13 protein-coding genes and 1 pseudogene are annotated in these 16,443 nt (G+C 60.2%); 8 read left to right on the forward strand and 6 right to left on the reverse strand.

The features are described 5' to 3' along the window. The 8 genes and pseudogenes from ACZYZ4_RS07255 to ACZYZ4_RS07290 form a co-directional block, all read left to right on the forward strand. The coding region (locus ACZYZ4_RS07255) for a single-stranded DNA-binding protein (RefSeq protein WP_463859492.1) at positions 1 to 684 on the forward strand (684 nt) is incomplete at its 5' end. Between the two features lie 78 nt (positions 685 to 762). After that, complete coding sequence (locus ACZYZ4_RS07260; RefSeq protein ID WP_463859494.1) at positions 763 to 1,221, forward strand: hypothetical protein; 459 nt, start codon at positions 763 to 765, stop codon at positions 1,219 to 1,221. 15 nt (positions 1,222 to 1,236) lie between these two features. Continuing rightward, positions 1,237 to 1,503, forward strand: a complete 267-nt coding sequence (locus ACZYZ4_RS07265; RefSeq protein ID WP_463859496.1) for a ParB family protein — start codon at positions 1,237 to 1,239, stop codon at positions 1,501 to 1,503. 111 nt (positions 1,504 to 1,614) lie between these two features. After that, positions 1,615 to 2,712: pseudogene (locus ACZYZ4_RS07270) on the forward strand (hypothetical protein); the annotation flags it as partial. Positions 2,713 to 3,554: 842 nt separating this feature from the next. Next, positions 3,555 to 3,863 carry a uracil phosphoribosyltransferase gene (locus ACZYZ4_RS07275; RefSeq protein ID WP_463859498.1) on the forward strand — a complete coding sequence of 103 codons (309 nt, stop codon included), beginning with the start codon at positions 3,555 to 3,557 and terminating at the stop codon, positions 3,861 to 3,863. Then, positions 3,860 to 4,798, forward strand: a complete 939-nt coding sequence (locus tag ACZYZ4_RS07280) for an EamA family transporter (protein WP_463859500.1) — start codon at positions 3,860 to 3,862, stop codon at positions 4,796 to 4,798. The genes ACZYZ4_RS07275 and ACZYZ4_RS07280 overlap by 4 nt, the downstream gene beginning before the upstream one ends. Positions 4,799 to 4,848: 50 nt before the next feature. Continuing rightward, positions 4,849 to 8,637, forward strand: a complete 3,789-nt coding sequence (locus ACZYZ4_RS07285) for an amino acid adenylation domain-containing protein (protein WP_463859502.1) — start codon at positions 4,849 to 4,851, stop codon at positions 8,635 to 8,637. A 176-nt stretch (positions 8,638 to 8,813) separates the two neighbouring features. Continuing rightward, complete coding sequence (locus ACZYZ4_RS07290) at positions 8,814 to 9,389, forward strand: 4'-phosphopantetheinyl transferase family protein (protein WP_463859504.1); 576 nt, start codon at positions 8,814 to 8,816, stop codon at positions 9,387 to 9,389. A 991-nt stretch (positions 9,390 to 10,380) separates the two neighbouring features. Here ACZYZ4_RS07290 and ACZYZ4_RS07295 read toward each other — a convergent pair. The 6 genes from ACZYZ4_RS07295 to ACZYZ4_RS07320 form a co-directional block, all read right to left on the reverse strand. Then, on the reverse strand, positions 10,381 to 11,757 hold the full coding sequence (locus tag ACZYZ4_RS07295; protein ID WP_463859506.1) for an NAD-dependent succinate-semialdehyde dehydrogenase: 1,377 nt from the start codon (positions 11,755 to 11,757) through the stop codon (positions 10,381 to 10,383). Between the two features lie 16 nt (positions 11,758 to 11,773). Beyond that, positions 11,774 to 12,082, reverse strand: a complete 309-nt coding sequence (locus tag ACZYZ4_RS07300) for a hypothetical protein (protein WP_463859508.1) — start codon at positions 12,080 to 12,082, stop codon at positions 11,774 to 11,776. Then, complete coding sequence (locus ACZYZ4_RS07305) at positions 12,079 to 12,501, reverse strand: cupin domain-containing protein (protein WP_463859510.1); 423 nt, start codon at positions 12,499 to 12,501, stop codon at positions 12,079 to 12,081. Before ACZYZ4_RS07305 ends, ACZYZ4_RS07300 begins: the two co-directional genes overlap by 4 nt. Next, the gene (locus tag ACZYZ4_RS07310; RefSeq protein WP_463859512.1) at positions 12,501 to 13,982 is read right to left on the reverse strand and encodes an NAD(P)/FAD-dependent oxidoreductase; all 1,482 of its coding nucleotides are present in this window, start codon (positions 13,980 to 13,982) and stop codon (positions 12,501 to 12,503) included. Before ACZYZ4_RS07310 ends, ACZYZ4_RS07305 begins: the two co-directional genes overlap by 1 nt. A gap of 47 nt (positions 13,983 to 14,029) precedes the next feature. Continuing rightward, positions 14,030 to 15,520: an APC family permease gene (locus ACZYZ4_RS07315; protein WP_463859514.1), complete on the reverse strand. Its 1,491-nt coding sequence runs from the start codon at positions 15,518 to 15,520 to the stop codon at positions 14,030 to 14,032. Positions 15,521 to 15,717: 197 nt separating this feature from the next. Continuing rightward, positions 15,718 to 16,260, reverse strand: a complete 543-nt coding sequence (locus tag ACZYZ4_RS07320) for a TetR/AcrR family transcriptional regulator (protein WP_463859516.1) — start codon at positions 16,258 to 16,260, stop codon at positions 15,718 to 15,720. Between the last annotated feature and the right edge of the window lie 183 nt (positions 16,261 to 16,443).

The raw sequence follows: 16,443 nt of genomic DNA on the forward strand, positions 1-16,443 counted from the left end.
GAACTGGGCATCAACGATTCAATTCGCTCCCATTGGGCATCGGTCAGGACTGCAGTGCGCGACATAGTTCCAGCCTGCCAAAGCCGTCACGAACCAATTGGGAGACACGCCCTAGAGCACGACAACCACCACGACACCTCACGGAAGGCCGCCACCATCATGGCCGGAGAAACCACCATCACCGTTATCGGCAACCTCACCAACGACCCCGAGCTGCGGTTCACCCCGTCGGGATCCGCGGTAGCGAACCTCACGATCGCCTCGACGCCCCGGACCTTCGACCGGGCCTCCAGTGAGTGGAAGGACGGTGAGACGCTCTTCCTCCGCGCAGCGGTATGGCGTGGAGCAGCCGAGAACGTGGCCGAGTCCCTGACCAAGGGCATGCGCGTCATCGTTTCCGGCCGGCTAAAGTCCCGCTCCTACGAGACCAAGGAAGGCGAAAAGCGGACCGTGATCGAACTTGAAGTCGACGAGATCGGCCCCTCCCTCCGGTACGCGAACGCCAAGGTCACCCGGACCCAGCGCAGCAACCAGGGCGGACAAAGCGCCGGCGGCAACGGCTACCAGGGCAACAGCAACCCTGCAGGGCAGTCAGTCCCGCAGGAGGATCCGTGGGCCACCCCGCAGACAGCCAGCACCGGCGGTGGCTGGGGCAACGGACCGGACGCCGAACCTCCTTTCTAAAACCGCCGGCTTTTCCTGTCGGGCCGGCAGATACGCTGGCCCTGACGGGATCATGCACCATCGACAAAGGAAACGATCATGACGCATGCAGATGACCTCCGCGCCTGGGCGAAAGGTTCCTACACGACCGAGGTGGGGACGGAGCTGCTGCTGCAGGCTTTCGGCGGCCGTTACGCGGCCGTTGGCAATCCGTGGATCCACGCGAGTACCCCCACACCTGAGGGTTACATCCAGGGCGCTTGGATTGATTTCGCGGCTCTCGCCGAGCACGCCGACAGCGGAGCCTTCTCTGGCGGCGAACGACGGTTCCTGTTCCTGGCCGCATCGCTGGCCGAGGATGTACCGGTCGTCCTGGGCGACGTCATACCGGGGCTGGACAGGGCGAACCTGGACTTGGTGCTGGCGGCCATCGCCCACACCGGCGGCAGCCATCAGCACTCCGATATCCGCACGAACGAGGACGGGTCCATGACGCTGAACCCCGGTTACCTGGCCAGCCTGCACCCTTGGCCCAGGGCGCTGCGTGCTGTCAAGTAGGAGCGGGCGCTCTTGATGGTTAAGCCACGAAGGATTGCGGCGTTTACGCCGTACTACACCGAGGACGAGGCGGGGCAGGTGCGGGCCGCTTTCCTCGCGGCCGGGCAGGCGGAAGGCGACGCGAGCGTGTCAGACTTCATTGTCCGGGCCACGATGCGTGAAGTGAAGCGCCTGCAGCGCAAACACAGTGGCGGAAAAGCGTGGCCCCCTGTGATGGCCGGGGGGCTGCGACGCGGACAACGAACAAGGGACGAAATGCTGCACCGAAGCGAGGACGCGTAACCATGGGAAAACGGACCGAAGAAGTAAATCAGGTACAGGTCCCGGCGCCGGTGTCGTTCCCCAGGATGCTGTCCCTCGAGCAGGTTCAAGAGATCCTGAACCTGGGCTTGCCAGGCAGCGCACGAAGCGCAGGCACGCCTCACTGCTGATCGCAGCGCGGCGCACGCGGCCCTGGCACCCGTGGAGAAGGACCAGTGGTGGGACAAAGCCCAGCCCCATGACATTGCCACGGCACACGCCGTCGCTGAGGGCTGGAAGGACCACGACCCGGCCGCCCTGGCAGCCTCGGAGAAGATCCGTCAGGAAGTTCTCACCCGCTACGGCATCGACACCCACGACGTCGGCACAGACGCCGCATACCTTGAGTCAGGTATCCAGGCCATCACCACCGAGAAGGCCCGGAAGGACGAACTGGCGCGCAGCCAGGAAGAGACCCGCAAGGCGGCCGTTGAGCACGAGAAGGCCATGCAGCTGCTTGCAGCGGCCCGCGCCGAAGAACTCCGCGCACATGCCGCGAAACTGGCCCCGGAAATGGAACGCCACCAGGTGCCCGCAGAGTACCTGGCCAACCCCGAGCTGGCCCAGGCATTGCAGACCGCCCACAGCGCCAAAACCCCTGCAGCAGTGGCGGCAGCGGACGTCACCGTGCAGGAACGTATGTTCCTGATTGGCAAGGACGGCATCAACGGACCCGACATTGATCAGCTGCGGGAGGAAACCACAGCGAACGTCAACGGGGCCGGCGACTCCCACTTCAAGGATCCCGAGTTTGTGAAAGCAGCCAAGGACATGCACGAGGCCAAACTCCTGGCCGAGGGCGGCTTCAAAGGCACGGAGCGGACGCCCGTGGAGCAGCGGTACGAACGAGCCGAAAAGGAACTCTTTGCACGCATGGAAAGCGTCGGCCGAGAGATCGAAAACCGCGTCACCGGCAACGACAGCAGCCGGCTCAAAGACCGGGGCCTCAAAGCCGAAAGCACGTCGGCCACCGACTACGGCTCAGCGGAACGCCAGCAAGCTTTCGCCGCATCCCTGGCAGCTACCGGAGCCAACGAAACCCAAGTCCGAGGGCGCGCCGCTGCGGAACGCAGTGAGGCCACACACCCCAGCGCAGCCGTCACCATGGGCAAGACAGCAGCCAAAGCAAAAAAGACCCGCACGGGGGCAGCCGCGGGTGCAGAACGATCCAAGAGGGGCCCCAGCCGCTAAGCTGAGGGACCGGACAGAGGGAGGCGTGGGGGACGCCTTCTACGTGGACCTGATCTTCTTCCACATCAAATAATCCCCTTATGTTGTCATCGAACTCAATACCGGCAGTTCCAGCCCCAATACGCCGGCAAACGCCCACTCGCCTCATTCTTGACAGATCCCGTTACCGTGGTTCGACGGAGAGGAGGACAAGTTCGGCCCTCGCCTCTATGAGGAATCTTTCTTGTATCTGTGCGATGAAAACTACTCCCGGTCCAAGGTCTGATGTGACCGTTCAGAGGCGAAATCCACCCTTGTCCTGACAGGCAGTAAAACGTTGTTCGAGACCCGATGTCTCTTTGTATCGTGCCGTTTTTCGAAGTGACTCGGGTGATTGTGGCAGTTTGAGTTGGTACCGCTTTCGCAGTCTGTTTGGGACCCACCTGACGGCTCGCCGGGAGATGAATCGCAGTTTTAGCTGAGCCCACCCCACCGTTGATTTCATCAAGATTGTTTTTCCGACGATGGAAGGCAGTGATGGGGTTGAGGGTGGAGTTATTTGCACGGATCCGTCGGGACGCACGCGTCAGGGGTTCCTCGATCCGGTCGCTTGCCAAAGTGCACCGTGTCTCGCGCAGCACGGTCCGGCAGGCCCTCGCTGCGGCTGAGCCACCCGCCCGGAGGATTTCTGCCCGCTCCTCCCCGAACAACTAAAGTCATTTTTGTTAATAATTCATAATGTGTCGCACCTCTGCCCTACGTTGTTTTGGGGGATGAAATTGCGTGCGCACGTGAATATTCAAAATTGTTTGGCCCCTTCTCGATCGGTTTCCAAAATCACCACATCGATAAGGATCTTGCCTGTGTCAAATATCAGTAGTGATCTACCATCTGTGCGCGTCGTCCACGCCCTGGGTCCCGGGGGACCCAACTGTGAGGCAGCGGCGGACCTGTGGATCAAATCGAACGGACATGAGTCCGCGAAAACAAAGCTTCATGGGACGCTCGAAGAGGCCCTGGAGGAGTTGCTCGGCGCGGTACTTGTCTACCCGAGCCGGCGCCCTCGGGTTCAGGGGGTCACCAGCTTTATCGACGAATCGCTCACCGAACAAGCCTTTATGCGGCCCGTTATTGGGGACTTCGGCGACCGATATTACGGGACGAAATCTTGAAAGAACTGACCATCAGCCCGTCACAGCCAAGTGCAAAAGTATCGACCGCTCTTTCACTGACCATGACGGCTGCATTCGCTCCCATCGTCTGGGGCTCAACCTACCTTGTGACGACGGAATTCCTTCCTCCGGATCGCCCAATGACCGCCAGCGTCCTGCGCGCCCTGCCTGCAGGACTGTTGTTGTTACTGCTCTCTCCCGGGCTCCCCCCAGTTGGGTGGCGGTGGAAAACGGCGATACTCGGGGTTCTGAATATCGGCGCGTTCTTTCCCCTATTGTTCGTGGCCGCCTACAGGCTCCCTGGAGGGTTAGCTGCGGTAATCGGTTCCATCCAGCCCCTGATCATCCTTGGGATGGGTTTTGTCCTAGGGTGGGGCCGGCCCAAAGCATCACAGGTCCTCTGGTCGTTCGTTGCCTTGGCCGGGGTCGCTCTCGTGACCCTGAGCGGTGAGATCACAGCAGACCTCCTCGGCGTAGCAGCAGCCGCAGCCGGCGCGTTCAGCATGGCGCTGGGTTTGCTTCTCACAAGACGCTGGGGTCTCGCCCCGGGAATGCACCCGCTGACTTCCACCGCGTGGCAGTTGGTCGTCGGAGGAACACTGATCATTCCACTCATCCCGCTGGTCGATCACGGAACCTGGGACTTGGACCTGTCGGCCGTCCTGGGCTACGCCTGGCTGTCGATCATCGGCGGTGCGCTTGCCTACGCACTGTGGTTTCGAGGCGCCCGGGCCCTCCCCCCGGCAAACATGGCTTTGCTCGGCATCCTCAGCCCTTTGACTGCCGCCGTTTTGGGCTGGGCGTTGCTGCATCAATCACTTTCACTTCTTCAATTCATCGGGTTCGCTCTGGCCCTCGCTGGATCTCTGCTCGGACAGGTCAAGAAAACCCCGGTGCAGCTCAAGAAAACCCCGGTGCAGCCAAATCTCGGGTGAAGCCCGACTCCTCGTCAGTTTGCTTGCACCCCAACTTCTCTGGAGAACACATGTCCTCTGATATCGCACCCAAAACGCTCACCGAGATGCTCCACAACCACGCCTTGACCTACCCAGATGCGCCGGCGGCCATCGACGGGGACGGCGCACTGTCCTTCGAAGAACTGTGGGAATCCGCTCAGCGCGCTGCAAACGCCCTCGCTTCTGCCGGCGTAAAACCAGGCGACAGCGTGGGTCTGTTCCTGGCACCGTCAAACCGACTGCTCATAGCAGTCTGGGCAATCCTGAGGGCAAACGCTTCCTACCTGCCGCTAGCCGTGGATTATCCGGCAGAGCGAGTTTCCTACATGATGACCGACTCGAGGATCCAGCACGTCATCGTCGACGCTGACAGCCACGACGCGGTAGAGCATCTAGTACCTGGCAGCGTTCAGGTACTTCAGCTCGAAGAACTCGTCACCGGCGAGTTCGAACCACATAGAGACACCGTTCATGACGAACTTCCCGCCTACATCATTTACACCTCGGGCAGCACCGGCCGTCCAAAAGGCGTTGTTATCCAACACCGTGCCATCGTCAACCAGATGTGCTTTCTCGCCCGGAACGCAGGGCTCGGTCCTGGTCAGAGAATTTTGCTGAAAACCCCGGTCAGCTTCGATGCAGCCCAATGGGAGCTGCTCGCCAACGCTACGGGCGCCACAGTTGTTGTCGGCCAGGACGGCATACACCGGGATCCTGAGGCCATCTGCGACCTTATTCTCAAACACGAAGTGAATCTGCTGCAGGCCGTCCCGACTCTCTGGACCGCGTTGTTGGAGTCCCGAGAATTCCGCCAGTGCCGGACATTGACGAGAATCTTCAGCGGCGGCGAAGTTCTTGCTACCCATCTGGCGAGGGATCTTCTTCAGGCCCTCCCCCAAGCACAACTGGTCAATTTTTATGGCCCAACTGAAACGACAATTAACGCGACCTGGTTCCAAATCGAAAGCGCGGCGATACCTGACTCCCCCGCAGTGAGCATCGGCTCACCAGTACCTGGATGCCAAGTACATATTCTGGACGAGCACCTCAACCCCGTCCCCAAGGGACATGCCGGCGAACTCTGCATTGCCGGTTCACAGCTTGCTGCGGGGTACCTGCACCGACCTGATCTCACAGCCCAGCGCTTCGTAGAAGCCCACATCGAGGGCCAACTTGTTCGCGTTTACCGGAGCGGGGACTCTGCGAAGATAAACCCGTCCGGCTCAATCGAATTCTGCGGTCGTCTTGATGACCAAGTGAAAGTCAACGGGCATCGCGTGGAAACGGACGAGGTTCGCCTGGCCATTGAGGCCCACCACTGGGTCCGTCAGGCCGCCGTCGTGCCATGGCGTAGCCCCGGCGACACTACTATCCGGCTGGGCGCGTTCGTCGAGCTGGACCCCGCAGAAGCTGCACTTATGGATCAAGGGGCAGCCGGCGACCACCACCGCTCCAAATCAAGCCACGTTCAGGTCAAGGCCCAACTTGCAACCCTCGGTGTGCGCACCTTTAAAGACAACATCGGATCCCGCGTCAGCCTCCCACTAAAAGAAGGCACCTCCGAACAATTCACGGCCGCCTACGCTCGCAAAACCTACCGCTTTTACGAAGGATATCCACTCAGCGCCGAAGACCTGACCGCACTTGCTGATTGGCTCCGGACACCATGGCCGGTCCAGCCCCATCACGGGCACATCACGATAAGCGAGATAGCGTCAATCCTGAGATGGTTGGGACCATTCCACAGTGACCAGCGCCTCCTGCCCAAATATGCATACGCATCGCCCGGAGCGCTCAACGCTACACAGGTCTACCTTGAAACCGCTGGAATTCCTGGGCTGGCCTCCGGTCTCTACTACTACAATCCTCTTGAGCATGAACTGGTCAGCATCCACGGAACAAGCGACAGTCCACCACAAGCCGGCCTCAGGCTCCACTTCGCTGGACTCCCTCAAGTCATCGAATCCGTGTACTCAACAAATGTGCTCGAAGTTCTCTATATGGAGGCTGGCCACATCGCCGCGGTGCTGGACCGTGCTGCTGCTGAGAAGGGTCTACACCTGAACGCCCTGGATCAAATCGGCCGCCCCGATCTGGGTCTCAGCGACACTTGGGAGCACACAGCATCCTTCGACCTCATTGAAGGCCCCTCCGCTGGGGCACAAGCCCTCTCAGCGGAGCTTTCAATACAAGTGCACGGAAAAATCACCGGAATACGCCAAGGCACATACCAAGTCCGGGATGCCGCCCTGCACAAACTCAGCGATGAACTGATCGAACGCCGCAACGTCATCGCCATCAACCAAGAAACGTACGCACGCTCATCATTCGGAGTGATCCTCTCCTGCCACAGGGATGAAGGGTGGATCGGTTTCCGTGAGCTCGGGCGCGCCATGCAGCAGCTGCAGATGAACCAGCAAAGCATCGGTCTGATGTCTTCCGGCTATTCATCGCTTACAGGACGGGATCTGCCAGCGGCAGTCCGTTATGACGAGATCGCCCAGACATGGAGTGAAACAGGAAGCGTGCTGTCCTACTTCGCAGTCGGCGGGCCCATCTCCGAGCAACAGATCCTGGCCACTGGCATGAAAGAGGACTCAGTTCACGTGCGGGGCCCTGAAGAAATCATCAAGGACGACCTGCGCCGGTTCCTCCCGTACTACATGCTGCCTTCACGAGTGGAGGTGGTGGACGAGTTGCCGAAGTCAAGCAGCGGCAAAGCCGATCGAGTAGCCCTCATCAAACACCTTGAACAGGACCACGGGCACCGAGGTGACGTTGTCCCTCCTGCCACCACACTGGAGGCCGACGTCCTGGCAGTCTGGGCAAAAGTACTCGGCCGCTCAGTGCCCTCGGTCTCCGACGACTTCTTCGATATCGGCGGCAACTCGCTCACCGCCGTTAAGCTCATTGGCGCGATAAACGAACGCTTCAAATCCCGGCTTCCAGTCCAATCAATCTTCGAGGCTCCAACGGCCCGCGACATCGCCCAACGAATACGTTGCCTCGTTCCCGAATCGACCTCGCGGTTGGTTCCGCTCGCGGCAGGAGAAGGATCCCCCATTTTCCTTTGGCCCGGCTTGGGCGGATACCCGATGAGTCTGCGCCCGTTGGCCGTCAACATCTCACACGGCCGCCCAGTCCATGGGATTCAAGCCTTCGGACTCAACCACGATGAACACCCTTACGAAAACCTCCGTGACATGGTTTCGAAAGATGGCGAGGCGATCCTTGCTGCAATCAACGGTGAGAGTGTCACCCTCATGGGGTACTCCTTCGGCGCCCGAATGGCTGCAGAGGTCGCTGCCTGGCTCGACGAGCGAGGAGTACTTGTTGACCGGCTGACACTGATCGCACCCGGTTCCCCAATAATCACAGACATGCCAGACACGGCATCAGCTACTTTTGCTGATCCATATTTCCGCGCGATCCTCATGTCCGTCTTCACCGGAACCCTCGATGGAGCTACTGATGATCCACTTTTGGCCACAGTCCGCGACCGGCGGGACTTTCTGAACCTGTTGAACACCCGCATCCCGGCTTTTGATCTCTCGTTGTCAGAAAAGATCATCGAAATCGTGATTGCAACCTACGGCTTCCGGTCCATGCCTCTGAGCAATCTGGAACCGATGCTGGAACGGACCCAAGTGTTGATCGCCGCCGGCGACGGCAGCTCCTTTCTGGCCCCCTACGCAACTCGTCTCGAATCCTACGGATCAGTAGTTGAACTGGACTGCAATCACTACCAAATACTCCGCGAACCGGCCGTCGACATCACAGCCAGTCACATACGGACGGGGCAAGAACAACCAGCATGACGTGGGAAGCCCCCGTTCCCCCGTCGGAGGACACAGTCCAAGACGTCGACGTGTACTGGGCGCGACGAGAAAGCGTCGACCTTGCGCGTCAGGACATTCTTAGCTGTGACGAACGCCGCCGGCTAGGAACCATGAGGTGCCGCACAAGAGCCGAAAGCTTCCTATTAGGACGTTCCATGCTGCGCCGTACGGTCGGACAACGCGAAGATTGCCACCCCGCAAAGGTGCAAGTAAGCATTGATCCAGCGGCCTGGAACAAGCCACATTTACCCGGAACGCGATGGCAGATCTCGCTGTCCTACTCAGGTCCTTGGGTCGGGCTTGCCATCACCGACACCATTCAGGTGGGACTCGACGTGGAAGTCATTGCCGGCGATTGGGAACCAAAATCAATTTCACAACTAGTGCTAACCCCGGAAGAGGAGCGAAAACTGCGAGACTCCGACGCTTCCGACCGCTCCCGCACCTTCACGCGTACCTGGACGCGCAAGGAAGCGGTACTTAAGGCCACCGGACAAGGACTATTCACCGAACTTAACCGGCTCCGCATCGAAGACGTGGATGGAATGCCAACAGTCACAACGTGGCCCCCCGGGTTCGACGGTCCACAGCAGATCCGCCTTGTTGACCTTCAAGACCGCTCCGCGGCACTTAGCAGCCTCGCCGCGCTAACGCGAAACCCACTCAGGGTCCGGGAGCACAATGGAACCCACCTGGTCAATATGCGGGAGCTTGCCATCGGTTGCACCTAACCCTTCGTCATCCTGACATCACGGAACCACCCACTAGGAGCCTTTCTTGGTTCAAGGTGCTCCGATCGGAGCACCCCTCCTGGCCGCATCTTTACGTAATCTCCATTGTCGGCGATTAAAGCACGGGAGTAGAAGTAGCTGTAAGAACTCCCGTTCCATGGCGAATCTGGCGTTTACCAAGGTCAGAAGCTGGCGCGGACCGAAAGTGAATACTGCTGCAGTCATGCTGATGTGCTGCAGTAACAACGCTCTTCCCACAGGTTAATCCTTTATTTGGATTAACCTGTGGGAATCTCCATCGTGACTTTGATCGAGAAAACTTACCATCGGAAACGCCGCCAACGGCGCCTCGGACGGCTAACGCCGATCGAATTTGAGACAATCAATAGCGGCCTCAAAGCCGCCTAGCAACACTAAACCCCGAGAGTCAACGAAATCCGGGGCAGTCCCAAACACCGCCAGTTCCGGCGCCTGCGCCTCGAATCTCCCGTACGAGGCCTCCTCGGCCGCAGTCAAATACTTGTGTCTAGAAGTACAGGCTCAACCAACCGAGGCAACCATCGTTACCACTGGAGATCGGCTTAGCGTGACTTTCCCGAGCATTGGTCCTCAAGCCCCATGTCCAAGGCAGGCATCGCCGGCAAGCGACTGAGCCGTGCCAGGCGTGAGGAGTACTTCCGGCTGCGCCGCTTGCCCCAGCGCGGCCAAGGGAAGCTGCATATTCGACCATGTCCTCATCAGTGCTCGGGAACGAAACCCCGGTCGAAAGGATGAGCTCTCCCCTTGGAGAAAATCTGCCACATCCGGTAACTCGCTGATGTGGACCCACCGCACAAGGTTCTGTAGATAGGCTTTTCCGGCGACGACTTCTGGTCGGCCAACCTGTACGGCCGCGACGTTGATGATTCGTTCTACGGTTGGAAGCACTGCATTACCGCCACCTGCTGCAGCCCGCCATCAGCGATAAACCTTCAGTTCCTTGAGAAAACAATTACTCTGCCACGAAGTTCAGGCGCTTGTTGACGAATTCGCCTATGCCCAGCGGACCCATCTCACGGCCGAAGCCTGAAAGTTTCACGCCGCCGAAGGGCAGTTCTGCGGCCTCGGCCGCGATGATGTTGACGTGCGTCATCCCTACGTTGAGGCGCGAGGCGATCTTCGCCGCACGCGCCTTATCGGTCGAGAAGACTGAACCGCCGAGACCGAAGTCGGAATCATTCGCGAATTCGAGCGCCTCTTCGTCGCTGGATACCTTGTACACGATGGCGACGGGGCCAAAGATCTCTTCACGGAAGGAAGCCGACCCGCGGTCAATGCCTGTGAGGACTGCGGGCGAGAAGTAGGCGCTTTCCCCCTCGGAAAGCACCCCGCCGACCTCTAGAGTGGCGCCTTCGGCGACGGCACGCTGCACCTGGGCGTTGACCTGCTCCGCAGCCGCCCTGCTTGAGAGCGGGCCATAGCCATGCTCCGGCATGTTCAATGGATCACCGGGTACGAGGCCGTCAGCGAGCTTCTTGAGCTGGGCCACGAACTCATCATAGATATCGTCCATGACGATCATCCGCTTGTTGGCGTTGCACACCTGGCCGCCGTTGTAGACGCGGAAATTCCAGCCGTCTGCAGCGACGGATGCCACGTCCTCGGAGTCGAGCACTATCATCGCGTCGGTTCCGCCGAGTTCGAGTACAGCCTTCTTCAGGTGCCGGCCGGCCTGTTCTCCGATGATGGAGCCAGCGCGCTCGGAGCCGGTGAGGGATACGCCCTGCACACGCCGATCAGCGATCATCGCAGCGATTTGGTCGTGGGTGGCGAAGACGTTGGTGTAGCCACCGACCGGTACACCCGCTTCTTCCATGATCTGCTGGATCGCCATCGCCGAACGGGGGCAGATATCCGCATGTTTGAGCACAATAGTGTTCCCGAGAACCAGGTTCGGTGCGGCAAAGCGGGCCACCTGGTAATACGGGAAGTTCCACGGCATGACCCCTAGCAGTACACCGACGGGGCAGTTCTCGATGATCGCCTTTCCCGGAATCGTGCTGGGAATTTCCTGGTCAACCACAAGGGTGGGGCCGTGCACGCCGTAATAGTCGATGATGGAAGCGGCGAATTCAACCTCATCGATGCCCTCGGCAAGGGTCTTACCCATCTCCTGAGCGATAATTCTCGCAAGCTCTTCCTTGCGCTCTTCGAACAGCGCCGCAACACGGCGAACTATGGCCGCGCGGTCCTGGATGCTCTGTTCGCGCCACTTGTGATGGGCGGAGTCGGCGTTGCCCAGCACCTGCTCAATATGCTTGTCCGTTGCAGCTTCAAAGGTCTCGATGACCTCACCTGTCGCGGGATTTTGAATCCGGTATCGTGACATATCTTTCCTTTGTTTGTTACATGTGTGTATTGCTTTGGCGCTGCTGTGCTCGCAAATAGATGCCCTGAGCGGCAGATTGTGTTCCTGGAAGCCAGACCAGAGAAGTTGGCCGGAGAAGGTGGGCCTTGACTGCCCCGTTCACGTCGACCTCGTTAGCGATGGCTACTGTTGCCACGAGCGTGCCGCTGGAGGGGTCTATGATCTCTGTGATCCCGCCCCCTGTGCTGGTACGCATCCGCCCATCAATGTAGGGCCCAGCCGTGACCGACGTTGCGGAGGTCGCCGCGCCCAAGAGGGTGCCGGTGATGGTGGTGCCTTCGCTCATGGTAGTCCTTGGTTTGGGGCAGTACCCGTCTGGCTCGGATCAGGTTGTGTGCTGCGCGGAGCGCTTAGATAGACCTTGCGCAAGATCTCATGGACAGTCCAGGTGGTGCGCATCCCGGCAGCAAACCGCATGAGCGAACCTGGGCTGAGTTCGATGGTGCTGGGTGAGGCGGAGTTACTGCCGTGGATGAGTATCGTGGCTCGTCCGGCGGTCACGAGGAATATCTCGTCATTCTCGACGTCGTGCATGCTGCCCTCGGACATTTCCCAGATTCCTGTTTCAAGGCCGCAGAAGCTTCCGAGTTCAAGAAGGCCGGTGCTCGGTGCACCGTCTGCCACCTGCTTGATCGCTACGGGGACGCACGTCAATGCCAGCTGATTGACCTCCACCGGCTGACCAGCGATCAGTGGACTGTCCATCACGAATCGAACCCCATGCCGATGGCATCCGTGAACTTCAGCCACATCCCACGGCGGCCCTTATTGCGGTCTGCCCGGATCATAGCAGCGGTGGTCAGCTTAACGCCGAGCCAGGCCACGGGCTCCGGCGGGAAGGGCAACGGCTTCTTGCGAACTATCTGCAGGCTCGTGCGTTCGGTGGAAAGACCGGAAAGCAGGTCGAGCATCACGTTTGCGCCGAAGCGGCTGGCGCCGACACCCAAGCCCGTATAGCCGGCCGAGTAAGCAACGCGCCCGTTGCGAGCCGTGGTGAAGAACGAGAAGAAACGGCTGCAGGTATCGATTGCACCGCCCCACTGGTGGGTGAACTTCACATCGTCCAGTTGCGGGAAGGTGGCGAAGAAGTGGGCGGCGAGTTTCTCGAATGTCTCGGAGCGTTGTTCGTACTCGGGCCGTATCCGTCCTCCGAAGTGGTACACCGCGTCGTAGCCGCCGAAGAGAATTCTGGTCCGGCCGTGCGAATCTGAGGCAAGCCGGTAGTAGTGGAATCGGTTACTCAGATCAGTCAGTCCCTGCCGGTTGGACCAGCCGATGGCGTCCAGCTGTTGCGCTGTCAGGGGTTCGGTCATGAGGGTGTAGTCGTAGACTGGCACGGTACGCAGGCGGGTGCGCTTGAGTAGCGACGGAAACACATTCGTTGCCAGGGCGACGTTGGCAGCCTTGACCGAACCTGCGTCCGTTAGGAGCCGCACTCCGTCGGCGTCCGAGGCCATCTGGCGGACGGGTGTATGTTCGTAGACCTCAACGCCCGCGTCCAGACAGGCTTGCAGCAATCCCCATGCGAGGCGGGCCGGATTGATCATGACGGTGCCCTTGGCCTCCCAGAGCCCGGCGCGGTAGAGCGGGGAATGAACTTCCTCGCGGACTGCCGCCTCGTCGAAGAAGATCGTCTGCGGGTCCTCCCGTGCTTCCTCCTGCAACCACTCGACCTGATGTTCCTCAGTGGCAAGGGAGAGAGTTCCGGTTTGTTCAAGGCTGCAGTCGATGCCGTACCGTTCCACGGTTTTGATGATCTCCTGCAGGTTTTGAAGACCCAGTTCTTGAAGCCGCGCTGCCTCTGCTGGCAGGTGCTTGAGCCCATTGGCCGCTCCGTGGGTGAGGCTGGCTTCGCAGAAGCCGCCGTTTCTTCCGGAGGCCGCCCAGCCGATCCGCTGGCCCTCGAGCAGCACGACCCTGCGGCCGGGATCTCGTTCCTTGGCCATCAAGGCGGTCCAGAGTCCGGTGTAGCCGCCACCAACCACGGCAAGGTCAGTCGCTATATCGGTGGCCAGGGATGGCAGCGCATCCGGGCGCGCCGGATCATCCAGCCAGAAGGCTTCCGGACGGGCGTCGGCCAAGGCTGCGGCTATGAGGGTTGTCGGAATTTCGGATTCAGCCCGGTCGTACGACGTCCCGGGGTGGGGATCCGCGATGCCGCCGAGGCGGCTGATTGTGTCAGTCATTGTGTTCCCTTTGGTTCTTTTCTGTGGCCGGCACCGGCAGATGGTGCCTACTTTCGGTTTTCGTCAATACTGGGAGCCACTGGCCCTAGTGCTGCTAGGGCTACCTCGTCCGAGACTTTCTCACCACCCCGGCGGGTGAAGTAGGAAGGCCTCTGGATGGCCCAGAAAGCGACCATCAGTACGAGCCCCAGTACGAATAGACCGATAGCGATGACCAGCGGCACCCCGAGTCCGAACACCTCGGTGCCGGTGTAGGAGGCAGCCGGATCCGCCATGTCCACGACAGCTTGATAAAGCAGGAAGAGCAGCACGGCCGCACCCACGACCGGGCCGACGCCAACGAGCAAGAAGGCCTTCACCGAACGGCGCAGTTCCTTCCGCCAATAGACTGCGCATGCCAAGCCGGTCAGAGCGTAGTAGAACGCCACGATGATGGACAGTGCGGACAGGGAGTCGAAGAGGAAGTTCTCAGAGACAATGCTGGCGCCGACGTACCAGGCGACCGCCGCGAAACCGATGATCCACGTGCCGGCGGCGGGAGTACCCCGGTTGGCGTCCACACGCCCGAAGACCCGTGGGAACGCCCCGGCCATCGCCATGGAAAGCGAGGCCCGGGACGCGGGCAGGATCGTCGTCTGGGTGGAAGCAAGCCCGGAAGTGATGATCGAGATCACGGCCAGGAACGCGAAAGGTCCCATGTACTGCTCCGCAACGGCTCCGAAAAGCCCCGCGTCGTCGTCGTACTCCTCAAATGTGCTCATCCCGGTCGTACCGATCACGCCTACGGCGACGGTGAGGTAGGTCAGAACAAGCAGGATCGTGGAAATTACACCGGCCCGGCCCGGAGCAGTCTCAGAGTTTTCGGACTCCTCGTTGAGGTTGACGGCTGATTCCCAGCCCCAGTAGAGGAACACGCCCAGCAGCATCCCGGCAATGAGGGCCGGCCCTGTGAGGCCCACGGGGCTGAACCAATCCCACGAAAACGCCGGAGCGTCCGCAGCCGCGTTGCCGCTCAGCATGGCGGTGATCGTGGCCCCGGCGAAGAGCAGCAGGGCGCCAATCTGGAAGAAAACCAGGACGAGCTGAAGCCGCGCGGAGAGCCGGGTCCCCAGCACACATAGCCACGTCATGACCACGATGACGACGACGGTCAGGGCCACCACCGCCGTCCTGTTATCGCGTAGGGTCCCCAGGCCTAGGATGTCGTAAAGGTAGTAGGCGGCGACGTCGGCTTGAGCGCCGATCACCACCAATCCGGTAGTGAACACCGCCCACCCGCCCATCCACCCAACCCACGGACCCATGGTTCGAGTGACCCAGGAAAAGGTAGTTCCGCAGTCCTGGTCCGCCCGATTCATGTAATAGAAGGCCCCTGCAATGAGAAACATGGGGATGAACGAGACCCACAGCACCGCCGGCGCCTTGACTCCAGCGAGGAGCACCATCGTGCCGAGAGCTGCTGCCAGGGAGTAAGCCGGCGCCGTGGAGTCCAACCCGATGGCCAGGCCCTCCCAAAATCCCACTACTCCCTTTTTCAAGCCTTTGTCCTGCGCCCTCGCAGCCGCGGTTTTCGTATCGGTTCGCGTGGAATTCGGGGGTACTGCGTCGACCATTTCGCCTCCTGGACGTGGCGGGTCGCTGGGATCAACGACCTAACCGGTATGTGATTCGAACCACTATACCGACCAGTCGGTTTTTTTCAAGGATGAGTATATTTTTTACCGGACGGGTGGCTTCAGTACTTCACTGTTTGCATAAGTCTGATGACGCGGTCGATGCTATTCGGGCCGAGGTCAGTGGGCAGTTCGCCGCCTCCCGCCAAGGCGGCGTTGTAATAGACGCCGTCACCGACTAGCATGACCAGGCGCACCATATCTTCGTTGCCGATGAACTCGTTGAGCACCTCGAACCAGCGCACACGGCAGTTCATAAGAACTTGGTTAGCCTCCGGATGGGAGCCTTGGGCCAATCGCGAAACAGCCATGTGGCAGCGCTCGAGAGGGCTGTCGACATGCGCAGAGCTCTTGATGTAGAATATCGCCGCATTCGATGGGTCGGCGCGCATGACATCGGTGTCTTCTTCTACCAGAGCCCATAGACGGTCGAACAGGGCCGCCACAAGATCATCCTTCGAAGCGAAGTGGTGGGTGAGGCCGCCCTTGGAGACGCCCGCGCGCTCTGCAATGTTGTCCAGGGTCGCGCTCCGTTCCCCTTCTTCTACGAGGAGGTCCTCGAATGCATTCAACAATTTCTTTATGGTGGCGGTCTTCCTGCTCATCCCAAGAGTGTAGGTCTTCGGTGAGGATGGTCGCGTCGCCGGGCCGCGAAGCACCCCGCCGGATGATGTCCGTCACGGGGCGGTGATACCAGCTGAACATGCCTGAGGAAGGCCTTGGCCGCGAGATCGAAAACCCCGTCGCCGGCAATGACAGCGATGTTGAACTTCGAGGGCAAGGTGCAG

The organism is Pseudarthrobacter adonitolis, assembly GCF_055412845.1.